The sequence below is a fragment of the Hymenobacter bucti genome (genome assembly GCF_042681145.1).
GTDB classification, from domain to species: Bacteria; Bacteroidota; Bacteroidia; order Cytophagales; family Hymenobacteraceae; genus Hymenobacter; species Hymenobacter bucti.
The window spans coordinates 97,111-118,667 of the sequence record NZ_JBHUFD010000018.1 but is presented as its reverse complement, the minus strand read 5'-3'; the positions used below and the strand labels follow the sequence as shown (position 1 = coordinate 118,667).

Below are 21,557 nucleotides of genomic sequence, written 5' to 3'. Positions count from 1 at the left end.
TACCCCGCCTAGGGTATTTATGAACTCATTAGGGGCAGCTTAATTGTAATTGCGGTGAACAAGCCCTGTTGCGTATCGACAGAGATACTTCCCTTATGCGCCCTGATGATATCTTGGCTTACAAATAAACCCAGTCCCGTTCCTTCCGAGGTAGGTTTGGTTGTAAAGAAAGGCGAAAAGAGCTGCTTCCTGTCAACGTCCGAAATACCCTTGCCATTATCCCGAATTTTTATTTCCACACACGACTCCTGGAAAGAAGTCTCGATTATAAGCTCCGGCTTGAAATCTTTATCCAGCGAAGACTTTTCATGCAAAGAGTAGGTAGCATTATCCAACAAGCTGACAAAAACGGAATTCATTTCCGCCGGCAGTATACTAACGGAGCTATTCTGATAATCACTACCCTTAATCAAGGAAAAGTCAATGGCAGCATCTGCATGCTCATGCTCTTTCTTATATTTAAGAAACTGGCTTTCCATGTAAGAATTCACAGCGACTTCTATAAAAGTATCGGATTTAGCCTTTAGCAGCTTATCCATACTTCTTACTATTCGGGTAAGGCTAAAGCTATGCTCTTCTATCTTACCTGTGTTAGCCTCAATCATATCGAATAGCGGCAGCAACTCTGTCTGAAGATAATCGTCCGCTGCATACGTATTAGCATCCAAAACTTCTCTGCCTTCTTTGAGCAATTCTATGGATAAAGCAGCAAAGTTAGTAACATAATTCAAAGGATTAAGCAGCCTGTCAACCAAGCCTTTTGTTAACTGCCCAATAGAAGCCAGCTTTTCCTGACGAATAAGTTGTTCCTGAGTTGCCTTCAAGTCGATAAGGGTTTTCTTGAGGTCTTCGAGTAACTCATCGGATTTTTTCTTTTCTATTACTAGCTCGCGCGTTCTATCTTCCACTTCTTTACGAGCCATTGCTAAATCCCCAACCATTTTATTAAACGCCGTACCAAGCTCCCCAATCTCATCCCGGGATTTATTGAATACTCGTTGGGTCAGGTCTCCCCTACCCACTCTAGTAGCGGCGTCTCGTAGCTCCAGCACCGGAACAGAAATATTCTTAGCCAAGAAGAAACCAATAAGTATTCCTATACTGAAAACCAAGAAACTAAAAAGCAGCGAGGTAATACGAATTTGCTTCTTACTCTGAATAATATCCTTGGTAGACGAGGCTATTACAATCTCGCCCTTCATCATTGGCGTACTAAAGGGAGCTCTCTTAATAACTACCGAATCAGTTGATTCAGCATTAACATCTATTTTTTTCTTTTCGGGATAGGTTTTAAAAATGCTGCGGTTTACTTTAAGCTTAGAGTGATTTTTATTCCAAGTAGTATCAGTTTGTAGTAAGCTTACCGATTGTAGTAGCGGGTCTTTCTTAACAAAATCCATGGCAGTCTGAACACCCTGAAAATTTTGCTCCGTCATCGCAATTTTCACCCCTAGGGCAACGGTATTAGCATGGTTTTGAACTTCTTTGTTAAAGTTACTAAGCAAATACTTTTCCTGAATAGCTGGCAGATAGAACAGTACAAAGAAAGAAAACAGGAGAACGATGCTGGTCACCGTCATCCAGATTTTAGTCTTGAGGGTGATGCGGGCGCGCCTTATGCTCTGCGAAAGCAACAATTTATTCAACATGTGGGAGGCGTTACTATCAGAGCAATGTAAATATGTAAAAAGCGTTTACAAAGACGTTTTTCCATCAATCAATATAGTTTTATTACTAGCAGCTGGTTGATTAACAACCCCAATGGCACCCTTGGTCTGAGCAATAAAATCTTCAAGCTCTGCTTCAGAATTAAAAAAATTAGGAGCATCTGCTTTTCCTTGAAAGACTAATGCGAGCCAATATTTATTTAATTCATTTGAGCTCATATTATACACCTTTTTACTTGTGCTCACGCCAATGGGCGTGTTGCTTTTCATAAGTGCTATACTAACCTTAGTACCATCTGGCCAGCGCAGCTTTTCGCCTTTCATCACCGAGTTAAGCTGCGCTGCTTTCATTTCCGATGGCGCTCCTTTACCGTTAGCAATTACCACCAGCTTCATGTCCTGCGCCATGGCTGGCAGGTAAAACCACATACTAAGTAAGAATACCTTGAGAAAAAGTCGGCAAATCCAAGTCATAAAAATTTTATTTAAAAGCCAACTGCTACTTGAAACGTTACTCTGTCTGAATCGCTGGCCTTATGGTCCTTTATATGCTGATATTCGAGCTTAAGAACGGCCAGATAACTCAATTCGTAGCGCAGCCCGCCGATAAATGATTGAATATTGTGGTCTGAAAAATATACTTCGCTGTTTCTGTAGCGAATGTCATCAACCCTGATATAAGGAACTAACTTATCGGTGACCCGTAGCCCCGCGTAGACATAAGAAGCTAGCGCGTATTGCGTACCTAGGCTATCCGATTTATTGGTTACCATGCTGCTTTCTGCCAGCAGCTCAAACTTTTTAGAGCCTATCGAATCGTTATAAGCCAGTGAGCCCGTCGTAATAGTTTGGTTTATTCTGGTAAGCGCTATGGTGCTAACCCCGCTGTAGTGATTATGCACCACGCTGCCTTTTGAAAGAACATCGTGGTACATGGATGCTCCAATACGTAAGCCATCTTTGGGCTTTACGTGAACAGCTACCGTCAATGATTTGAACCTGTTGTTATCGGCGGCATCTCCCGAGCCCAACCCATTACCAAGCATTACATCGTAGCCAAAGCGGATGCTACCTAGGTTTTGCCCCTGCAAACTGATTCCGGTGGTATGGAGCGGAATAATGCCTTGAGAAAATATTAATGGCCGGTCAATCGTTGGAAAAAACACTCTGCCATGATGGTAAGTATCGTTCCAGTAATTGACTGGCGTATGGTGCTTGCCTATTAAAATACTGTGATTACCTGCGTAGTTGTATTTCATAATCAAACGCTCGATACTGATATCAAAATCAGTAGGAGATTCGAAAGAATACTTAAAAACGGTTTCTCCCAAAAATGACAGCCGCTCGGTTATCTCGGAGGTGATAAATAAATCCTGCTCCCCAAAACTGAAGTTCAGCTTACCGCCTTGGTAGTAAGTGTAGGCATCGGCAAATCCCCTGATTTGGGTTCGCTGCGCCATAGCCCGCTGGAGCGACCCTAGGAGCAGGCCAACAATTGCTAAAATAATACTAGTGTATCGCTTATTTTTCATACGCAATGAGCAAGACGGGATGGGAGCCAGCGCTGCTGGCTCAGCTAGAGTGGGAAATAGGGCCAGCGAAGCATTGAAAGACAGCGTTTTGGGTAAAACCCTGCACCAGCACCTTTTTTGGGCCATTAAATATAGCTGTGCTTACCTATTCAAGCAGCGCTATAGCATCTTTAGAAGAATTAATAGACCCATTTCCTCCAAAAAGCTTGGCCTATACTTCGGTTAGCAGTGCCCGAAGCCGATGGCCGCGGCGCCCGCACGCGTGGTAGCAGGCGCCAGGCGCACCATTGCGCCAGCGCGCACATTGCCCGCCGCGGACATACCGGGCACCCCCTGCGCCATTAGCTGAAGCGCTCAGCCGTTAGCCCGCGTTTCGCAGGCTCTGCATAATCAACGCTGCTTTAGTAGCGCACGCCTACCCAGGCAATTCTTACCGCCCGGCACGCTTCTCTTCATTCAGCAGCGTCAGCAGCACGCCATTGGTCCAGCCAAAGCCGTCTTGCAGCGGATACTCGCCGCCGCCGGCCAGCAAGTCGGTTTTCTCGACGTTGTACTTCTCGAGCAGCTTACCGGTTTGGGTGAAAACGCGCACGTTGAGGCGCGTCCAGCGGTGGGCCACGGTGTCGGCGAGGGCTTTTTGCTGGTAGCGGCGCAGGCCCACAATGGAGAGGTATTCGAGGGGCGCCCAGGCGTTGGGGGCGTCCCACTGCTGGCCGCTGGGGTTAGTGGTGGTAAGCAGGCCGCCGGGGCGCAAAAACTCGTTTTGGAGGTGCTGGGCCACTAACTTGGCCTGGGCGGGCGTAGCCACGCCAAAGGCCAGCGGAAACGCCCCGGCCAGCGTGTGCACTGGGGACGGCCGCCGCTGGGGCAAGTCGTAATCGACGTAGAAGCCCGCCTTGGCATCCCAGCAATACTTCCGGATGGCGGCGGTGCGCGCTTGCCCGGCCTGGCGGTATTGCCGGGCTTCGGTCGAGTCGCCGGCCTGGCGGGCGGCGGCACCTAGGGTTTGCTCCAGGGTCAGCAGCAGGCAGTTGAGGTCCACGGGCACGAGGCTGGTGGTGCGAATGGTTTCCAGCCCCTTGCCGGGCACAAACCAGCGCGAGCTAAAATCCCAGCCCGAGGCGGCGGCGGCCCGCACGTTGCGGTTGAACTCGGGGGCCGGCTGCGGGCTCTTTTTGGCGGCTTCCACGTCCTCCTGGTACGACTCTTCGCGGGGCTGGTCGCTGTCGTCCCAGTAGCGGCTCAGGGTTTCGCCGCCGGGCATGCGCACGGCGCGGCCGGCGGCGGTACCGGGCTTCAGGTCGGCGGCGCCGGCCGTCCAGTAGGCGTATTCGAGCTTGAGCTGGGGGTGAAATTGCGCTATAGCCTGGCTGCCGGGGCCTTCGGCCTGGGCCAGCAGCTGCACCATGAGGGCAAAAAACGGCGGCTGCGAGCGCGAGAGGTAGTAGGTGCGGCTGCCGTTGGGCACGTGGCCGTAGCGGTCGATGAGGTAGGCGAAGTTGGCCACCATGTCGCGCAGCAGCGCCGTGCGACCCGCCTCGCGCAGGCCCAGCATCGTGAAGTACGAATCCCAGTAATAGATTTCGCGGAAGCGCCCGCCCGGCACCAGGTAGGGGCGCGGCAGCGGCAGCAGCGACGAGTACTGCGCCGCCTCAGCCTGCCCCGGCCGGCGCAATACCGTCCAGAGCGTGTCGAGATGCGCCCGGATGCCGGCCTTCACATCGCTGCGGTACACGTCGGTGGCGGCCACGGGCGGCCGGAAATACTGCCCCACGAAGGTCTTCAGCTCGAAGCCAGGCTGGGTGCGCTGGCGCTCGTAGGCGGCCACGATTTCGGCGGGCGGGGCGGTGGGCAGGGCGTCCACGAAGGTCTTGTTATCGGCATACACCCGGCCCAGCTGCACAGCCTCAAACAGGCCGGGGTAGAGCTGGCGTGGCGTGGGCAAAGTGGGTAGGTTGGCGGTCTGCCTGACGGTGGCGGCAGTTTGGGCGGGGGCGGGGGCGGGGGCGGGGGCGCGCTGGGCGGCTACCGGAGCGGCTGCCGCAAGCAAGCCGCTCAGAAGAAAATATTTCATAGCAACGTGGGTGGGAATGGCACGCCAGCCTAGGGCCGACGGCCCTGGCTGGTGAGGCGTGAAGCTTAGCCGTGCAAAATAGCGGCTGGCCCACCAGCTCGTTGAAGTCAGCGAAAAAGCTGAGCCGTAAGGGCGCACTGCACCTATATTTGTGCTTATCAATAAAATACTTATTAATCTATCATAATCTGCCTTATGCGCAATATTATCCTTCAAAAATCATACCTAGTACTACTGGCTTTTCTCCTTCTGGGAGCCGGAAGCTGCAAAAAAATTCTGGAGCTGCTCAGCTTCAAGGTCAGCGACTCGAGCAGCTTCACCATCCCGGGCACGCCCTTCGTGCCGCCGGGGGTGTCGCTGAGTATTCCGGGCGTGTCGGTGCCCACCACCGCGCAAACCACTTATAAGAACAATAACACGTCGGCCGAGTACGTGCAGGACGTGACCCTCGACCAGCTGACCCTCACGGTGACCAACCCGAGCACTCAGAATTTTAATTTTCTGAAGAGCATCAGCATCTACATCGCCACCAACGCGGCGGGCTCCAACAAGGTGCTGCTGGCTTCGCTGCCCACCGTGCCCACCGGCCAGACCAGCATCACCTTAAACCCGGCCGGCAACAAGCTCGATTTATATTTAAAGAACAGCGCTTACACGCTGACCACCACCGCCGAGCTGGCCCAAACCCTGCGCCAGAACACCGACGTGCGCGCTGACTCGCGCTTCAACGTGCACGCCAACCTGCCCTAGGTGCCACGGCACGCTAGCGAAGGGGGGTAGGGAGCGGGGCTCCCTACCCCCCTTTTTTCGTTGATTGAGATAAGCCAAAGCAGCCGATAAAACTAAATAGGCATTTCACCCGGGTAGCTCGCGCACGTACTGCGGCGGCACGCTATCGACCAGCCACACGCCATTGCCCGAGCGGTAAAACACGCCGCCCGCCGCGTGCAGCGCGGCGGCATCTACGGCCAGCAGCACGGGGCGGCCCCGGCGCTGGCCCACGCGCCGGGCGGTGGCCTCATCGGTGGTGAGGTGCACGTGGTGGCGCTGCATTTTCTGCAAGCCCGAAGCCCGGATAGCGGGCAGCGCGGCCGGCGCGGTGCCGTGGTAGAGCACGGCGGGCGGCGCGGCGGACGCGAGTTGCAAGTCAACTGCTACGCTGTGGCCCTGCTGGGCGCGCAGGCGCTGGCCCGTTTCATCGAAGGCAAAGCGCTGCTTGTCATTGTCTTCGACCAGGTCTTCCAGCTCGTCGCGGGTGAGGGGGTGGCCGTGGGCAGCGCAGGCGGCCAGCAGGTCGGGCACGCTAGCCCAGCCGCCGGCTTGCAGCGTGAGGCCAATGTCAGCGGGGGCGTGGCGCAGGTGCTTGCTGAGAAACTTGCTGAGGCGGGTGGCGGCTTTGGGTTCCATGCGGCGAAAGTAGCGCGGACGCTGCAAGTCCGCGAATACAGTAGCTCGCTCAACTACTTCCCGCGCGGACTCAGCAGAGTCCGCGGTACTTCCCGACCTTTGCGGCCATGCAGCTCGAAGAACACGTTTCCCTCCGCCCCTACAACACGTTTGGCCTCGATGTGCAGGCCCGTTATTTTGCCCGCTTCGCCTCGGCCGAGGCGCTGCGCCAGCTGCTGGAGCGGCCCGAGGTGCAGGCCGGCCCGCTGCTCATTCTGGGCGGCGGCTCCAACCTGCTGCTGACGCAGAACTTCGGCGGCGTGGTCTTGAAAAACGAGATTAAAGGGCTCGAAATCATTGGGGAGGATGCCGACACGCACACGGCTCTGCTGCGCGCCGGGGCCGGCGAAAGCTGGCACGGCCTGGTCGAGTACGCCCTCGGCGAAGACCTGCACGGCGTGGAAAACCTGTCGCTCATCCCCGGCACGGTGGGCGCGGCGCCGCTCCAGAATATCGGGGCCTACGGCGCCGAGCTGCAAGACACTTTCGAGCGGCTGGAAGCGCTGGAAATCAGCACTGGGCAGCTGCGGGTTTTTGGTAAGGAAGACTGCGGCTTTGGCTACCGCGAAAGCGTATTTAAGGGCCCGCTCAAAAATCAGTTCGTGGTTACGGCTGTGGTGCTGCGCCTGCACCGCGCCGCGGCCCAGCGCCCCACCAACGTACGCTACGGCGACATTCAGACCACACTCGCCGACCTAGGTATCGAAACCGAGCCCACCCCGCAGGACGTGAGCCGTGCCGTGGTGCACATCCGGCGCTCGAAGCTGCCCGACCCGGCCGAAATCGGCAACGCGGGCTCGTTTTTTAAGAACCCCGAAGTGTCGCAGCATAAGTTCGACGAGCTCAAAAGCCGCTACCCCGCCCTGCCCGGCTACCCGGTGCCGGGCGGCGTGAAGGTGCCCGCCGGCTGGCTTATCGAGCAGGCCGGCTTCAAGGGCTTGCGGCGCGGGGCGGGCGCCGGTACCCACGGCGTGCACGACCGCCAGGCGCTGGTGCTGGTGAACCACGGCGGCGCCACCGGCCAGGAATTGCGCGCGCTGGCCGAGGAAATTATCCGCTCGGTGCGCGACCTTTTTGGCATTGAGTTGCACCCCGAAGTGAATATTTTGTAGCCTACCGGGAGCGTAACCAAGGGGCGGTAAGCTATGGTATTTTGTCGGCTTACTTTGCGGCTGACCAAAATTAGCCCAGCTTCTCGCGCCTTCGTTTTATGCTCATTTCTACGCTTTTAGTAGCCGCTGGCTTTTTGACCCCGCCGGCGGCGCCCGGCCCCGGCACTCCGGCGGCGGGCCCACTGGCGGGGCCCATTGCGGGCGTTATTTCGCTCAAAGCGGCGCGCACCCAGGGGGTGGGCGCTACGGTTACGGTGCGGGGGCTGGTGCTCAACGGGGCTGAGCTGGGGGGCCTGCGCTTTGTGCAGGATGGCGAAAGCGGCCTGGCACTCTACGCCCTGCCGAGCCGGGTACCGGGCTTCGATGCGCTGCACGCCGGCGACAGCGTGCAGGTAACCGGCCAGCTCAAAAACTACAACGGCCTGCTCGAAATGGACCCCGTGCTGGCGGTGCACAAAGTCACCGGCAACCGGCCGCTGCGGGCGCTTAGGGTGCCGGCCGCGGCCCTCACCGGCGCGTTTGTGGAAGCAAATGAGGGCCGCCTGGTGGAGATAACCGGCGTCACGCGCCTCACCAGCCCGGCCGGCGCCACGGTCACGACGCTCGCCGCCAACGCCAACTACCTGCTCAATGGCCAAAGCGGCGGCCTGCTGCGCGTCGTCAACGCCAGCACGGGCCCGGCCGGTCTGGTCGATGCCGCCGTGCCGCAGGGCGAGGTATTCAACGTGCGCGGGCTGCTGAGCCAGTACTCGCCCACCGGCACCGGGGGCTACCAGCTGCTGCCCCGCCTGGCGGCCGACCTCGTGCGCGGCGGGGGCCTGCCCCTCCTCACCGGCGAGCCGGTGCCGGTGAGCGTCACGCCCCAGAGCGTCACCATCGAGTTCACCACCACGCACCCCGGCGATACGCGCGTCAAATACGGCCCCTCGGCCACCCAGCTGCTCGAAACGCGCACCAGCGAAACCCTCACCACCCAGCACCGCATCGTGCTGGATGGCCTGGCGCCGGGCACCACTTACTATGTGCAGGCCGGCTCGCACAATGCCGCAGGCACCACCAGCGCGCCCGCCGTGCCCATTATCACGGGTGGCAAGAAGAAAAAATAAGCGTTGCTAGTAAGCAGGAAGTGGGCCAAGGGGAAGGCGAGTTACTCGCCTTCCCCTTGGCCCACTTCCTCTTATCTACTACCCAGCCACGCGGTAGCGCTGCCGCAGCTGCCGCACCCCTAGGGCCAGCCCAAGCAGCAAGAGCAGCCACTGGCCGCCGTTGAGGGGCACGGCGGCGGCATCGCCGGCCGGGCGCGGCGGCTCCGTTTCCTGGGCGTCGAGGTTGTGGTTAGCGGCGAGTACCTCCTCCTGCTTGCGCTGGAGGGCAGCCTTCTGCGCGTCGTTTTCCAACACCAGGTAGGCCGTGAGCGGCGTGAGAATGCCGGCCCGAAAGCTGGCTTGAATGAAGGGCAGGTGCCCGCGCCCGGCCGCTTCGGGGTGCAGGCTTTGCCACTGCCCGAAGCCGTGCAGCAGCAGGCCCGTGGCCCAGCGGGTGGGCGCCCCGCCGGGCACGGCCAGCGGGTCGGCCGGGTGGGGCAGCACGAGGGCGGCCTCGCCGGTATCGGGCAGGTAGGCTAGCGCATGGGCCGCGTTGGGCCAGGCGCGCACGGCGGGCCCCAGGGCGGGCGGCGGCCCGCTGGCGAGCGCCGTGGCCGGGGCCTGGCGGAGCGAGTGCGCTTCGAGGCGGCCATCGGGCAGCAGCACGTAGAACTCGTCGCTTTCGGGGTAGGCGGCCCCTAGGTCAGCAAAATTGGCGGGCAGCACGGCACTACCCAGGCTATCAGTCACGACGACCAACCGTGGGTAGGTGGCGGCGGGGCGCAGCTGAGCGGCGGTGAGTGAGCGGCGCACGGCCCCGGTGAGGTAGCAGCCGCCCTCGTTCCTGCACTCAGCGAGCGCCCGCTGCCAGTCGGCCCCCTCGCCCAAGGGCGCCGTGTAGGCATTTACCAGGCTGAAGCGCGGCCCCACGGCCAGCGGCTGGGTGCGCAGCAGCGCCTGCACGCGCTGCACGTAGCCGGCCTTGGCCCCGGCCTGCCCCCGCGATACATCGAGCAAAAAGTGGTAGTAGGGCCGCCGCTGCACCAGCGGCAGCTGGCGCTTGGCCGCGGCCCCTAGGTACACCACCGCGCCGCCCGCGGTAGCCGCGGGCGCGGCGCCGGCCGGCGCCGCGCCGGGCGTGCCGAGCTGCACCGTGCGGCCGCCGATGGCCAACTCAAACGGCTCCTTATGCAGCAGCTGGATGCCGGTGCGGCGCACCTCCGCCCCCACTACCGGGTACACGCGCAGCGACAATTGGTTGGGCCCAAGGTAGGAGAGCAAGCCGGGGTCCTGGCCCGTGCGGTCGTTCACAATCTGCGAATAAACCCAGGTAGCGGCCTTGCGCTCGGCCAAGGTGCCGTACTCGCGGCGCGGGCCAATGTCGAGGTAGTAGTTGCCCACCCAGCAGCCGGCCGGCAGGGTAATGGCCGTGCTGTACTCGGCCTGGCGGCTGATGTCGGTATTGGCAATTTCGAGGTCTACCCAGCTCACCCAGGCTTGCTGCTTGGCATCGTAGGTGCTGCGGGTGCTGAGCTGTTGCAGGGCCGGCTGCCCGACCGTCGGGCCCTGGTCTTCGGCGAAGTTGGTGGGGGGCGTCCAGCGGTTCCAGCGCGGGCGCTTGGCCAGCGGCTCGGCCCCCAGGAATATCTTTTGCAGGTCGGCAATCTTACTCTCGGGCAGCGTGAGGTTGTCGAGTACCAGCCAGTTGTAGTAGGTTGATAAATAAGGCTGCTGCGAGCCCATAAACAGGTCCCAATTGCTGTCTTTGTGCTGCTGCACCACGGCCAGCGCGTGGGTCAGGGCCGCCGCGTCGAGGTCGTAGTGCTTGGCATAATCGGGGCTGTAGGCGTATTCCAGCGCCTCGTGCAGCACCTGGCGCTGGTGCCAGTAGCTACCCGTGAGGCCCAGCGGTAGCACCACCAGGCCGCCCACCAGCACCGCCCGTCGCACCAGCGGCGCGTAGTAAGGCGCTAGCGCCCCTAGGTCGTCGTGCAGCGTGCTCACGTGCACCACCAGCAGCATGAGCGGCGCCAGCATCAAAAAGCCCGAGCCAATGGCGATAACCGCCACCATCGACAGCGGCAGGAAGGGCAGAAACACCAGAAAAAAGTACGCCGTGTAGCCCAGCAGCGCGCTGCGCGCCCCCAACAGCGCCAGCCGCCCGCGCGGACCTAGGCGGTGGGCGGGCAGGCACAGCAGCCCGCCGTTCAGCACCGCCAGGCCGTAGAACCACGGGCTATTGAAATTACCGAAAATACCGGCCTCGGTATCAGTGCTGAAGTGCCCGAAAAACAGCCCCGAATTCACGGCCAGCCCCAGCACCGGCAGCACGGTGGTCAGCACCACTTTCCAGACAATGCTGTAGTCGCCCCACTCCTTTTCCTGGCCCAAGCTCAGGATGTAAACCGCCCGCACCAAAAAGAACAGAAACAGCAGCGGCCCCACGCCTATCGCCCCAACCAGCAGCACGTAGCCGCCGCCCATGCCGTGCTCAAACCAGCCGCTCAGCAGCCCCCAGAGGCCCGTGAGCAGGCCCAGCGCCAGCCACGCCCCCACCGGCACCGCCACGGCCAGCCCTAGGTTGGCCAGGGCGCTGTGCGGCCGGCCGGGGGGCGTAAAGCGCACCACCAGCACCAGCAGCGCGTGCGCCAGCGTGGGCATCAGAAAGGTCCAGACGCAGACTACAATATCGGTGGGCACCAGCCAGCGGGGCACGCTGCGCGGCAGCACTTCGTCGGCGTGGAAGGTGTAGAGGCCCACAAACAAGCTGTAGGCCACCAGCGCCGCCACCGCGTACCAGGTGCTCACCTCCTGCTCGTGGGCCCAGGCCCAAACCAGGTACACCAAGCTCACCAGCCCGAGCGCCCCCAGGCCCCACCCAAAGCTCTGCCACAGCCCCACGCTGGCCGGCGGTAGCAAGGAGTGAACGACCGAAAACTCGCCGTAGCAGAGCGCCGCCAGCAGCAGCAAGGGGCCGACAGTGAGCGCCAGTAGCCATTTGGGATTGAGAAAGTTGTGCATAACAGGGTACTGGTGCAGAAAATGAAAGAGCGTGGAGGTGGTTGGCTGGCCAGCACTAAGCTTTGGGCCGAATGGCACGTGGCGAATTGACCGTCGCAAATGTATTACGAAGAACTTTGTATTTCAAAGTTAATAAAAAACAAACCGCTCTTTTCGCTTTTTTCGGGTGCTTTCAAGACGCGGCTTGACTCAGCCCCAAGCGCCTACCCTAGCGAGCGTAGCGAAGCAATCGCATCTGTTGAGCGCCGCTGTTCGGGTGCGATTGCTTCGCTACGCTCGCTAGGGCAGGCGCTTTTAGACTGTTTAATTCAACCCGCTACTAAGCAAAAGCATGGGGTTTGCTGTTCTCCTACGCGCTTGGTAATGCGCCCCCCTCAGGGGCGGGCGCTCGGGTGCGGCGGGCGGCCCGCCTGGCGCCTATGTGGCGCTTTCATCCGCTTATTTCGCCTTATGCTTTCAGAACCTACTTATTTGGCGGCCCGCATGGTCGCGCCAGTGCTGGCCGTGCACTTTGCCCAGCACTGGGCCAATGCGGCGCGGCTGGGCGCCTCCTCGCTGGTGCCCCCACCCGACGCCGCCCTTATCGAAGCAGTTATTGACGTGGCCTTTTGGGCCAGCCTGCGCCGCGAGGAAGGTCGGCCGCCGCGCATTTCGCTGGCCCTGCTTTCGCCCGCCGAGGCGGTGCAGCCGCTGCGCTTTGCCCACCGCCTGCGCCTCACGCCCCAAAGCATCATTAAGCTGGCGCCGGCCGTGGAGCAGCCCGGCATCCACCTAGGGGTGGGCCAGGACGAGCAGGGGCTCTACGTGTGGGGCACGGTCACGCAAATCCCGCCGGTGTGCTTCGTGCTGGAGGTGGTCGAGCCGGGCCTGCTGGTGGCCAAGCACCGCCGAGCCGATGGCTTCGGCAAATTCGTGAACGTGGCCGTGCTGCGCGGCGACCAGGTGCGGGTGGTGGACGAGGAAAACCGCGGCCTGGCCGACTCCCCGGCCCTGCACGAGTCGCTGCCCGCCATCGCGCTTTCGTCCACCATTCCGGGGGCCAGCCCGGTGGTGGAGGTGCTGCTGGAGCTGGCCCGCGCCATGCGCGCCCACGGCCGCGGCGGCCTGGTGCTGATGGTGCCCGCCGGCTCCGAGGCCTGGCAGGCCTCCATCGTGCAGCCCCTGAGCTACCCCGTGGACCCGGCCTACAACAACATTGCGACGCTGCTCAACGAGGCCGACCACACCCAGCGCGACTGGCAGGATAGCCTGCTCGATACCATTGGGGTGGTGGGCGGCTTCACAGCCGTGGATGGCGCCACCGTCATCACGCGGCAGTACGGGCTGCTGGCGTTCGGAGCCAAGGTTACGCGCAGCCTCGCGGGCTCGCCCGTCGAGCAGCTCGTCGTGACCGAGCCCGTGGTGGGGGCCAGCGCCACCATCCTGCACCCCGCCAAAAACGGCGGCACTCGCCACCTGGCCGCCGCGCAGTTTGTGCACGACCAGCACGATGCTGTGGCCCTGGTGGCCTCCCAGGATGGCAATTTCACGGTTTTCACCTGGTCTGAGCAGTTCGGCATGGTGCACGCCCACCGCATCGACGTGCTGCTCTTGTGACCTAAGCGTTGGCCGGCGATGCGGCTGGTTCTCACCCAAAGCAGCTTGAGGCATAGCGCGCTTGGCCAGTCGCGGGCACCTAGAGCAGTTTCGGAGTCAGTGTACGGGAGGTCCGTAGCGCGAACTTTGGAGTTCGCGCTACTTCCTGCACCCGGTGGCCGGCGCCGCGCTGGCTGCCCGGCGCCGGGCAGCAGTCCGTAATACCTTCGTGGGCAGGAAGCCCTACCTAGCAGCATGGGGCAAAGACGTGCCCGCCGAAATTGCGCCGGTGCGGGCCAAGCTGGTAAGCGCGGCCTATAAGTTGAAATAACGGCCGCCAGCATTCTCTAAAATACCCCATGACCGAACCAACCAGCACCGCTTTTGAACGGGCCCGCACCGGGCTCTGGACGAGCCTGCAAAAGCACCTAGCGCTTATCTACCAGGCCGAAACCACCTTCGCCAAGTCGGTGGCTTTTGCCGATTCCTTCCCATTTTCACCGGCCTTGGTCGAGGCCGAGCCGCTGGCCGAATACCAGCAGCAGCGCCGCGCCCTGCGCGACCTTTTCACCGACGAAACGGCCCAGCTGGACACCCTAACGAAGGCCATCCGCACCAAGGGCTACTCGGAAAACGAGAAAAAGCAGCTGTATCTGTTGCTGCTAGGCTACCTGGACATTGCCGCTTCGGTTTTCGACCGGCTAACCACCCAGGTGCCCAGCGGCCTACCCAAAGACGAAGAGCTGGAAGCCACGCAAGCCCGCTTCGAGCGGACGCGCAATTTTGCCCGGCTGCACGTGAAAGGCATTGCCGGGCTGCTGGGCAGCTAAGGAGTTTGCCGGCGCGGCCCGTCCTTTGCAGCCCTCTTTGTTACGCGTCCATGCCCGCTCCTACCCTCGCCCTGCGCACCGTTAATGTCACGCGCTACATCACGCCGCTGCGCGAAGGCGGCTCGCTGCCGGCCCTCGTGGAGGCCGACGATGGATTTATGTACGTGGTCAAATTCCGGGGCGCGGGCCAGGGCATCAAGGTGCTCATCGCCGAGCTGATAGTGGGCGAACTGGCCCGCGCCCTGGGGCTGCGCATGCCTGAGCTAGTGTTTTGCGAGCTCAACGAAGCCTTCGGCCGCACCGAGCCCGACGAGGAAATCCAGGACCTGCTCAAGGCCAGCGTGGGCCAGAACCTGGCCCTGCACTACCTGGCCGGCGCCAGCACCTTCGACCCGCTCGTGACCAAAGTGGAGCCCGCGCTGGCCTCGCTCATCGTGTGGCTCGACTGCCTGACGCTGAACGTGGACCGCACCGCCCGCAACACCAACATGCTCATCTGGCACAAGGAGCTGTGGCTCATCGACCACGGCGCGGCGCTCTACGTGCACCACACCGGCCCCGAGTGGGCGCAGCCGCGCCCCCAGCCCCGCGCTTTCTCGCAGGTGAAAGACCACGTGCTGCTACCCCAGGCCAGCGAGCTGGCCGCCGCCGATGCCGCGGGCCACGCCCGCCTCACGCCCGCCGTGCTGCGCGAAATCGTGGCCCTGGTGCCCGACGAGTGGCTCACCGACGAGTCGTCGGCCCTGGCGCCCGCCGCGCGGCGCGCCGAGTACGTGCAGTTTTTGGAAGCCCGCCTGGCGGCTTCCGCCGTGTTTGTTCAAGAAGCCCAAGCCGCCCGCCATGCACTTGTTTGAGTACGCCGTGCTGCGCGTGGTGCCGCGCGTCGAGCGCGAAGAATTTCTGAACGTGGGCGTCATCCTGTTCTGCCCCGCCCAGGGCTTTCTGCAAACTCAGTTTGAGCTGAGCGAAGCGCGCCTGCTCGCCTTCGCCGGCCACCGCCTCGACCTAGGCGAGCTGCGCGAGCGCCTGCGCTCGTTCGAGCGCATTTGCCGGGGCCGGGCCGAGGGCGGGCCAATTGGGCAGTTGGCGGTGGCCTCACGCTTCCGCTGGCTCACGGCCCAGCGCAGCACGGTGGTGCAGACCTCGGCCGTGCACCCCGGCCTGTGCACCGATGCCGGGGCCACCCTAGGGCGGCTGTTTGCCGAGCTGGTGGGGTAGCTGGCGCGATTTTGCCGCGGGCCCAGCTTAGGCGGCGGGCGGCCCCAGCGGGCTTAGATGGGTGTGTTTGAAGCCCGTTTCGTGCTTGAAGCCGTAGCCCAGCAGCCGGTCGAAGCTACTGTGAAAGAGCACCACTACGCCCGCCAGCAGCAGCGCGGGCTGGCCCAATAGGTAGCCCGCCGCGCCCAGGGCCAGCGCCAGCAGCTTGTGGTGGGCCAGGTTGTAGCACCACGCGCCCAGGCGCGGCCCGGCCAGGTAGCCCAGCATGCTCAGGTCGGGCACCAGGAACAGGGCCGGCAGCCACCACCAGGTATAGGGCAAGTAGGCAAAGACCAGCACGGCCAGCAGCAGCGAGGCCAGCTCATCGAGGTTCAGCAGGGTTTTCATGGGGCGTGGGGGTTAATTGATGGGGCAAAGTTCCGCCCCGCGCCTAGCTCCCCACGATAACAAAAGCTAAGAAAACGCCGCGCCCTCGGCCGCCACCCGCGCCCGAATACGGCTGAGCGACACCGGCGTAATGCCCAGGTAATTGGCCACCAAGTGCTGCGGCACCCGCTCCAGAATCTTGGTTTTGCCGCTGCGCAGCAGCTGGCGGTAGCGCGCCTCGGGCGCGAGCGTGAGCTGCTCGACCAGCCGCGCATCGGTGCCCAGCAGGTGGTACTCGGCCAGCAAGCGCCCAAAGCGCTCGTACACGGGCAGCTGGTCGTAGAGCCCGCGCAGCACGGCGTAGTCGCACACCACCAGCTCGCAGTCGGTGAGGGCCTGAATACTGAGCTGGCTGGGCCGGCCCGTCAGGCAGCCGGCGTAGTCGGCCAGCAGGTGGTTTTCGAAGAAAAAATACGTGGTGCGCTCCTCACCCGTGGCCTGCGGGTAGTAGAGGCGCAGCGCGCCGCTCAGCACCAGCGCCAGCTCGGGGCGGGTTTCGCCGGCTGCCACGAAGTGCGCGTGGCGGGCCAGGTGGCGCGGGCGCAGAGCCGCCGCCAGGGGCGCCCACTCCGCCTCGGTAAGGGCCACAAAACGCTCGATGTAGGCGCGCAAAGGGTGCATGGAGGACCAGAATTAGTTGAACAGCCCTTGCGCGAACTTATACAAATCGTGGCGCCACACGGGCCAGGTGTGGCCTCCGGCGTATTCGCTGTAGCTATACTTGAGGCCCAGCTCGTCGAAGCGGGCGCGCATCACCTTGTTGTTGGCGTAGGCAATATCCTCGGGGCCGCCCATCGACAGCCACAGCTGCTTCAGGTTGCCGTTGAGGGTGCTGGCGTTGGTCTTGATGTAGTCATACTGCGGGTCCGACAGCGCGGCGTTGTTCGCAAAAAAGCCCGAGCTGAACACCCCTAGGTAGCCAAACATGGCCGAGTTGCGCAGGCCGGCGTACAGCGTTTGCAGGCCGCCCAGCGAGAGGCCCGCCAGCGCCCGCCCCCCGGCGCCAGGGGCCGTGCGGTAGTTGGTTTCCACCAGCGGCAGCACCACTTGCTTGAGCTCATTTTCGAAGCTTTTTAAGCTGTTTTCGTTGAAGCCCGCCAGGCCGCCCGGCCCGCCCATGTTGCCATCGAGCATCACCACGAGCATGGGGCGGGCCTTTTTGGCGGCCAGCAGGTTGTCCAGTATCAGGTTGGCCTTGCCCTGGCGGGCCCAGCCGGTTTCGTCTTCGCCGCCGCCGTGCAACAGGTACAGCACGGGGTATTTTGCGGCCGCGTTGGCGTCGTAGCCAGCCGGCGTGTACACGAACAGCTGGCGCCACGAGTTGGTCACGGCTGAGAAGTAGCGCCGGCTGCGCACCTCGCCGTGGGGCACGTCTTGCAAGGCATAAAAGCCCTCGCTGCGCGCCGGAATCTCGATGCCGCTGGCCTGCCGCCCCATGCCGTAAAAGGTGTCGCTGGCGGGGTCGGCCACGGCCAGGCCATCCACCAGCAAGGAGTAGTATTGAAAGCCCTGCTTGATGGAGTCGGTGGTGGCCGTCCAGTAGCCAGTGCTGTCTTTGGCCAGGTCGTATTTACGCCCTAGGTCGATTTGCACCTTACGCGCCTCGGGCGCTTTAACGCGGAATACCACCCGGTTATCGGGCAAAATCTGGGGGTATTTGGCGTTGCGCACGTTGGTGGCGGCCGGCGTGCCCAGCACCGTGTAGGTGGGCAAGCTGGCTGCATCCACGGGCTTAAACAGGAACTGCGAGAACATGTACAGCCCGTTTTTCCAGACCTTAAAATCGTGCCCGCCCGCCTCTAGGTAGTACACGTGCGGCACCGCATGCTCATAGAGGTAGTCGTGCATGCGCTTACTGATGCCCAGCAGCCCGTCGGCGTCGCCGCACGAAATCCAGAGCAGCTTGAGCTGCTGCTTGGCCTTGGCGGGGTCGGGCACCAGCTGCTCGGGTAGCTTGGTGTTGGGGGCCGACGAAAACCCGCCCACCCAGGCAAATTTATCGAGGTTGCCCAGCCCAAAATTCAGCGACTGCCCGCCACCCATCGACAACCCGGCCAGGGCGCGGTTTTCGCGGTTGGTGAGCACGGGATAGTTTTTTTCGACGTAGGGAATGAGGTCGGTAAGCAAGTCCTTTTCAAAGTTGGCAAAGGCCGCCACCTTCTCCTTGGAGTAGATATCGCCCACCGCCCGGTCGTCCTGCATGGCCCGGCCGTTGGGCATTACCACCAGCATGGGTTTGAGTTTGCCCTCCGCGTAGAGGTTGTCGAGTATTACCTGCGGGTTGCCGCCGCGCAGCCACTCCTTTTCGGTGCCCCCAATGCCGTGCAGCAGGTACAGCACCGGGTATTTTTTCTTCTTGGAAAAGCCCGGCGGCGTGTACACCAGCGCCTTGCGCACCGTGCCCACCGTCTTGGAAGCGTAGCTGATACTATCTAGCCGGCCCGCCGCGACGCCCGCCCGCGGCTGGTCGAAGCCCTTGGGCATTTCCTTGACTACTTGGGCAAAACCGGCGCTTGCGCTCAACAGGGCCGCACCTAGGGCGAGGGTAACTAATCGGCTCATGATTTGAATAATACGCGGCCCCTACCAGGCCGCGTGTGACAGCTGTTGCGGGCAAAATCTCGGCCCCGGCAGCAAGCTACTAGGCGCACGAAGAAAAAGTAACTATCTGGGTGCAGCTGCGCTCACCCGACCTTTCCTTCCCCCAAAAAATCAGCCGCCCGCCGCTTTCAGAATTGTCTTCCGAAGGCAGCGGGCGGCTGAGTCAGGGCCGGCTGGTTTTGCTTATTTGAGCACGGCCAGGGTCACGCCGTCGCCGCCGCGGTCGGCGTGCTCGTCGCCCACGCTGGCCACGGTGCGGTTGCGGCGCAGGTAGTCGCGGGCTATCTGGCGCAGCACGCCGTTGCCGCGGCCGTGCAGGATTTTGATTTCGGGGATGCCGAACATCACCGCATCGTCCACGAAGGACATGAGCTTGGTGAGCGCGTCTTCGGCGCGCTCGCCGCGCAGGTCGAGGGTAGGGCTGAAGCCCGCCATGCGGCCGGTGAGGTCGAGGCTCTGGCCGCCCGAGTTGGCGACGGCCGTTTTGCGGGCGGTGGCTTCGCGCTCGCGCACTTCGGCGCGGCTCAGCTTTTCGAGCTGCGCCACTTTCACCAGCGTTTTCATGCCGCCGAAGAGGACTTCGGCGGTTTTGCCCTTCACGCTCACCACTTCGCCGTGGCCCTCCTGGCCCAGAATGGCCACGCGGTCGCCGGTACCGAGGGTGTTGGCGTCGGCCAGCTCGCGGGTAGGACGGGCCTTGGGGGGCTCGGCTTGCAGCTTTTCGCGCACGAAGGTGTCGAGCTTTTCGCGGGCCTGCTTGGTGGTTTCCTTGTCGGCCTGCGAGTGGCGGATTTCGGCAATGGTGGCCTCGATTTGCTGGTTGGTGTCCTTGAGCAGCTTCTGGGCCTGGTGCTTGGCGTCGCGCAAGCGTTCGAGGCGGGTGTCTTCGAGGTGCTTCTTCAGGTCCAGGTATTCCTGGGTGAATTTGCGCAGGCCGTTTTGCAGCTTTTCGGTGTCGCGCAGCTTGGCTTCAAGCTCGGTTTTGTCCCGTTCGAGGCCTTCGAGCAATTGGTCGTAGCGAATTTTGTCTTTGCCCACCAGCTGGGTAGCGCGCTCCACAAGCTGCCTAGGTAGGCCAATCTTGCGCGCAATCTCGATGGCGAACGACGAGCCCGGCTTGCCCACTTCGAGGCGGTAGAGCGGCTGCAACCGCTCGGGGTCGTAGCGCATGGCGCCGTTCACGAGGCCCTCGGTCTTCTCGGCGAAGTTTTTGAGGTTGGTGTAGTGGGTGGTAATCACCCCAAACGCCCGCTCTTTGTTCAGCTGCTCCAGCACGGCTTCGGCAATGGCGCCACCTAGGGTGGGCTCGGTGCCGGTACCAAATTCGTCAATCAGCACCAGGCTCTTCTTATTGGCCACGGTCACGAATTGCTTCATGGCCAGCAGGTGCGAGGAGTAGGTCGAGAGGTCGTTTTCGAGGCTCTGCTCGTCGCCGATATCCAGCAGAATATCCTCGAACATGCCAGCCTCGGAGTAGTCGTCGCACGGAATGAGCAGGCCGCATTGCAGCATGTACTGCACCAGGCCCACCGTCTTGAGCGACACTGACTTACCGCCCGCGTTGGGCCCCGAAATGACGAGGATGCGCTGCTCGGGCGTCAGCTCAATGTCGAGCGGCACCACCTGGCGCTGCTCGGCGTCTTTGCCAGCGGCCTTGTTCTGGTCGCGGAACGTGAGCGCCAGCACCGGGTGCCGCACGCCACGCCACCGGATGAGCGGGCGGCTGCTGAGCTCGGGCAGCTGGGCATCGAGCTCGCGGGCCAGGCGCGCCTTGGCCCGGATGAAGTCAAGCAGCCCTAGGTAGCTGTAGGCTTTGCGCAGGTCGGGCAGGTGCGGGCGCAACTGGTCGGTGAGGGCCGAGAGAATGCGAATCAGCTCGCGCTGGTAGGCGTTTTCGAAGTCCTTGATGTCGTTGTTGAGCTCGAATATTTCGGCCGGCTCGATGTACACGGTCTGGCCCGACGCGCTTTCGTCGTGAATCAGGCCGCGCAGGCGGCGCTTATGCTCGGCCACCACCGGCAGCACCAGGCGGCCGCCCCGGATGGTGGGCTCGGCGTCGCCGGGCGTCCAGCCCTCGCTTTTGGCGTGGCGCAGGATGCCCGCAATCTGCTTGCGCAATTGGCCCTGGCGCTGAATAAGCTCCTGCCGAATCTGGCGCAGCAGCGGCGAGGCATCGTCGCGCACCTTGCCCTCGTCGTCCACTACTTTATCCATGGCGGCCAGCAGGTTGCGGTCGGCCTGAATGCCAATGCCCAGCAGGCGCAGGCTCGGGTAGAGGTTTTCGGCGGCGTGGGTGAAAAAGGTGAGCGCGGCCCGGATGGTGCGCAGGCTCATCTTGATTTCGTAGAACGCGGCCACGTCGAGGAAGGCGCCCGGCAGCGAGGCGCGCTTGAGGTGCATCGTCACGTCGAAGAAAAACGCGCCCGGAAACTCCGAGCCGCTGTTCAGCAGCTGGGTAAATTCATCGGTTTGGGCCAGCAGCTTGGTTAAGCGTTCGTGGTCGGTGATGAAATCCATTTTGGCCACGTACTGCCGCCCGAGGGCCGATAAGCAGAGCTGCTCGAGCAAGTCGCGGAGGGTAGAGAAGCCAATTTTGGCTTCGAAGTTCTGGGGTACTAACAAATCAAAAAAGGCGGGGAATTTCAGTGTAGAACCGCAAAAGTAAAACACCTGAGCGGGGTAGAAGATTCGCGGAATCAACTAAGTAGCGGCAGCTGCCTACTGCTTGTGCTGCCTCCTAGCTTAACTAACAAACTAGCAACTACGCAAGGGATACGCACCCAACTGCTAATTAGCTACAATATAGCTTGTGAGAAGGTGCAACTATCCGGAATATTTATATAAAAGTCCTTTTAATTGCCTTGACTATAAGCCTAACTATATTCTAATTTTGAGCGCTTATAACATTTACTGCTATTTAATAAAGCACCCATATTTATTGCACTGATTATCAATAATTTATTTTTAAAT

The 21,557-nt window shown here is 61.5% G+C and carries 17 protein-coding genes; 7 read left to right on the top strand and 10 right to left on the bottom strand.

The annotated features are described in order from the left end of the window. Nucleotides 1–17: 17 nt before the first annotated feature. From ACFSDX_RS19635 to treA, 4 genes are all read right to left on the bottom strand, one after another. The gene (locus ACFSDX_RS19635; RefSeq protein WP_382316656.1) at nucleotides 18–1,649 is read right to left on the bottom strand and encodes a sensor histidine kinase; all 1,632 of its coding nucleotides are present in this window, start codon (nucleotides 1,647–1,649) and stop codon (nucleotides 18–20) included. 45 nt (nucleotides 1,650–1,694) lie between these two features. After that, nucleotides 1,695–2,096: a hypothetical protein gene (locus ACFSDX_RS19630; RefSeq protein WP_382316654.1), complete on the bottom strand. Its 402-nt coding sequence runs from the start codon at nucleotides 2,094–2,096 to the stop codon at nucleotides 1,695–1,697. A gap of 56 nt (nucleotides 2,097–2,152) precedes the next feature. Then, on the bottom strand, nucleotides 2,153–3,199 hold the full coding sequence (locus tag ACFSDX_RS19625) for a hypothetical protein (RefSeq protein ID WP_382316652.1): 1,047 nt from the start codon (nucleotides 3,197–3,199) through the stop codon (nucleotides 2,153–2,155). A gap of 430 nt (nucleotides 3,200–3,629) precedes the next feature. Continuing rightward, nucleotides 3,630–5,273: an alpha,alpha-trehalase TreA gene (gene treA, locus ACFSDX_RS19620; RefSeq protein ID WP_382316650.1), complete on the bottom strand. Its 1,644-nt coding sequence runs from the start codon at nucleotides 5,271–5,273 to the stop codon at nucleotides 3,630–3,632. A gap of 195 nt (nucleotides 5,274–5,468) precedes the next feature. On the opposite strand from treA, the gene ACFSDX_RS19615 reads away from it, so the two are divergent. Next, nucleotides 5,469–6,023 carry a hypothetical protein gene (locus tag ACFSDX_RS19615; RefSeq protein WP_382316648.1) on the top strand — a complete coding sequence of 185 codons (555 nt, stop codon included), beginning with the start codon at nucleotides 5,469–5,471 and terminating at the stop codon, nucleotides 6,021–6,023. Between the two features lie 105 nt (nucleotides 6,024–6,128). On the opposite strand, the gene ACFSDX_RS19610 is transcribed toward ACFSDX_RS19615, so the two are convergent. Further along, nucleotides 6,129–6,680 carry an RNA 2'-phosphotransferase gene (locus ACFSDX_RS19610; RefSeq protein ID WP_382316646.1) on the bottom strand — a complete coding sequence of 184 codons (552 nt, stop codon included), beginning with the start codon at nucleotides 6,678–6,680 and terminating at the stop codon, nucleotides 6,129–6,131. Nucleotides 6,681–6,787: 107 nt separating this feature from the next. Between ACFSDX_RS19610 and murB the strand changes: the two genes are divergently transcribed. Next, the gene (gene murB, locus ACFSDX_RS19605) at nucleotides 6,788–7,831 is read left to right on the top strand and encodes a UDP-N-acetylmuramate dehydrogenase (protein ID WP_382316644.1); all 1,044 of its coding nucleotides are present in this window, start codon (nucleotides 6,788–6,790) and stop codon (nucleotides 7,829–7,831) included. A gap of 98 nt (nucleotides 7,832–7,929) precedes the next feature. Continuing rightward, entirely contained in the window at nucleotides 7,930–8,937 is a 1,008-nt protein-coding gene (locus tag ACFSDX_RS19600; RefSeq protein WP_382316642.1) for a fibronectin type III domain-containing protein, read from the top strand. 78 nt (nucleotides 8,938–9,015) lie between these two features. Here the strand turns inward: ACFSDX_RS19600 and ACFSDX_RS19595 are convergent, their stop codons facing one another. Continuing rightward, the gene (locus tag ACFSDX_RS19595; protein ID WP_382316640.1) at nucleotides 9,016–11,937 is read right to left on the bottom strand and encodes an MSEP-CTERM sorting domain-containing protein; all 2,922 of its coding nucleotides are present in this window, start codon (nucleotides 11,935–11,937) and stop codon (nucleotides 9,016–9,018) included. Between the two features lie 450 nt (nucleotides 11,938–12,387). Here ACFSDX_RS19595 and ACFSDX_RS19590 point away from each other — a divergent pair, with 450 nt between their 5' ends. The 4 genes from ACFSDX_RS19590 (at nucleotide 12,388) to ACFSDX_RS19575 (ending at nucleotide 15,560) form a co-directional block, all read left to right on the top strand. Next, a complete protein-coding gene (locus ACFSDX_RS19590; RefSeq protein WP_382316638.1) occupies nucleotides 12,388–13,533 on the top strand; it encodes a putative sensor domain DACNV-containing protein in 1,146 nt (381 codons plus the stop codon). Nucleotides 13,534–13,871: 338 nt separating this feature from the next. Next, a complete protein-coding gene (locus tag ACFSDX_RS19585) occupies nucleotides 13,872–14,342 on the top strand; it encodes a hypothetical protein (protein WP_382316636.1) in 471 nt (156 codons plus the stop codon). A gap of 50 nt (nucleotides 14,343–14,392) precedes the next feature. Then, nucleotides 14,393–15,196 (top strand): HipA family kinase, encoded by an 804-nt coding sequence (locus ACFSDX_RS19580; protein WP_382316634.1) that lies wholly within the window; start codon nucleotides 14,393–14,395, stop codon nucleotides 15,194–15,196. Then, nucleotides 15,183–15,560 carry a DUF3037 domain-containing protein gene (locus ACFSDX_RS19575; RefSeq protein WP_382318192.1) on the top strand — a complete coding sequence of 126 codons (378 nt, stop codon included), beginning with the start codon at nucleotides 15,183–15,185 and terminating at the stop codon, nucleotides 15,558–15,560. The genes ACFSDX_RS19580 and ACFSDX_RS19575 overlap by 14 nt, the downstream gene beginning before the upstream one ends. A 27-nt stretch (nucleotides 15,561–15,587) precedes the next feature. Here ACFSDX_RS19575 and ACFSDX_RS19570 read toward each other — a convergent pair whose 3' ends face one another. The 4 genes from ACFSDX_RS19570 to ACFSDX_RS19555 all read right to left on the bottom strand — a co-directional run bounded on the left by ACFSDX_RS19570 (nucleotide 15,588) and on the right by ACFSDX_RS19555 (nucleotide 21,209). Next, nucleotides 15,588–15,947: a DUF4260 domain-containing protein gene (locus ACFSDX_RS19570; RefSeq protein WP_382316633.1), complete on the bottom strand. Its 360-nt coding sequence runs from the start codon at nucleotides 15,945–15,947 to the stop codon at nucleotides 15,588–15,590. A gap of 66 nt (nucleotides 15,948–16,013) precedes the next feature. Next, nucleotides 16,014–16,607, bottom strand: a complete 594-nt coding sequence (locus tag ACFSDX_RS19565; protein ID WP_382316631.1) for a Crp/Fnr family transcriptional regulator — start codon at nucleotides 16,605–16,607, stop codon at nucleotides 16,014–16,016. Nucleotides 16,608–16,619: 12 nt separating this feature from the next. After that, entirely contained in the window at nucleotides 16,620–18,548 is a 1,929-nt protein-coding gene (locus ACFSDX_RS19560) for an alpha/beta hydrolase-fold protein (protein ID WP_382316629.1), read from the bottom strand. Nucleotides 18,549–18,770: 222 nt separating this feature from the next. Next, on the bottom strand, nucleotides 18,771–21,209 hold the full coding sequence (locus ACFSDX_RS19555; protein ID WP_382316627.1) for an endonuclease MutS2: 2,439 nt from the start codon (nucleotides 21,207–21,209) through the stop codon (nucleotides 18,771–18,773). Between the last annotated feature and the right edge of the window lie 348 nt (nucleotides 21,210–21,557).

Excerpts from the sequence above, each read along its gene's own strand:
- ACFSDX_RS19635 (WP_382316656.1), bottom strand. The coding sequence starts at position 1,649 with ATGTTGAATAAATTGTTGCTTTCGCAGAGCATAAGGCGCGCCCGCATC.
- ACFSDX_RS19630 (WP_382316654.1), bottom strand. The coding sequence starts at position 2,096 with ATGTGGTTTTACCTGCCAGCCATGGCGCAGGACATGAAGCTGGTGGTA.
- ACFSDX_RS19625 (WP_382316652.1), bottom strand. The coding sequence starts at position 3,199 with ATGAAAAATAAGCGATACACTAGTATTATTTTAGCAATTGTTGGCCTG.
- treA (WP_382316650.1), bottom strand. The coding sequence starts at position 5,273 with ATGAAATATTTTCTTCTGAGCGGCTTGCTTGCGGCAGCCGCTCCGGTA.
- ACFSDX_RS19615 (WP_382316648.1), top strand. The coding sequence starts at position 5,469 with ATGCGCAATATTATCCTTCAAAAATCATACCTAGTACTACTGGCTTTT.
- ACFSDX_RS19610 (WP_382316646.1), bottom strand. The coding sequence starts at position 6,680 with ATGGAACCCAAAGCCGCCACCCGCCTCAGCAAGTTTCTCAGCAAGCAC.
- murB (WP_382316644.1), top strand. The coding sequence starts at position 6,788 with ATGCAGCTCGAAGAACACGTTTCCCTCCGCCCCTACAACACGTTTGGC.
- ACFSDX_RS19600 (WP_382316642.1), top strand. The coding sequence starts at position 7,930 with ATGCTCATTTCTACGCTTTTAGTAGCCGCTGGCTTTTTGACCCCGCCG.
- ACFSDX_RS19595 (WP_382316640.1), bottom strand. The coding sequence starts at position 11,937 with ATGCACAACTTTCTCAATCCCAAATGGCTACTGGCGCTCACTGTCGGC.
- ACFSDX_RS19590 (WP_382316638.1), top strand. The coding sequence starts at position 12,388 with ATGCTTTCAGAACCTACTTATTTGGCGGCCCGCATGGTCGCGCCAGTG.
- ACFSDX_RS19585 (WP_382316636.1), top strand. The coding sequence starts at position 13,872 with ATGACCGAACCAACCAGCACCGCTTTTGAACGGGCCCGCACCGGGCTC.
- ACFSDX_RS19580 (WP_382316634.1), top strand. The coding sequence starts at position 14,393 with ATGCCCGCTCCTACCCTCGCCCTGCGCACCGTTAATGTCACGCGCTAC.
- ACFSDX_RS19575 (WP_382318192.1), top strand. The coding sequence starts at position 15,183 with ATGCACTTGTTTGAGTACGCCGTGCTGCGCGTGGTGCCGCGCGTCGAG.
- ACFSDX_RS19570 (WP_382316633.1), bottom strand. The coding sequence starts at position 15,947 with ATGAAAACCCTGCTGAACCTCGATGAGCTGGCCTCGCTGCTGCTGGCC.
- ACFSDX_RS19565 (WP_382316631.1), bottom strand. The coding sequence starts at position 16,607 with ATGCACCCTTTGCGCGCCTACATCGAGCGTTTTGTGGCCCTTACCGAG.
- ACFSDX_RS19560 (WP_382316629.1), bottom strand. The coding sequence starts at position 18,548 with ATGAGCCGATTAGTTACCCTCGCCCTAGGTGCGGCCCTGTTGAGCGCA.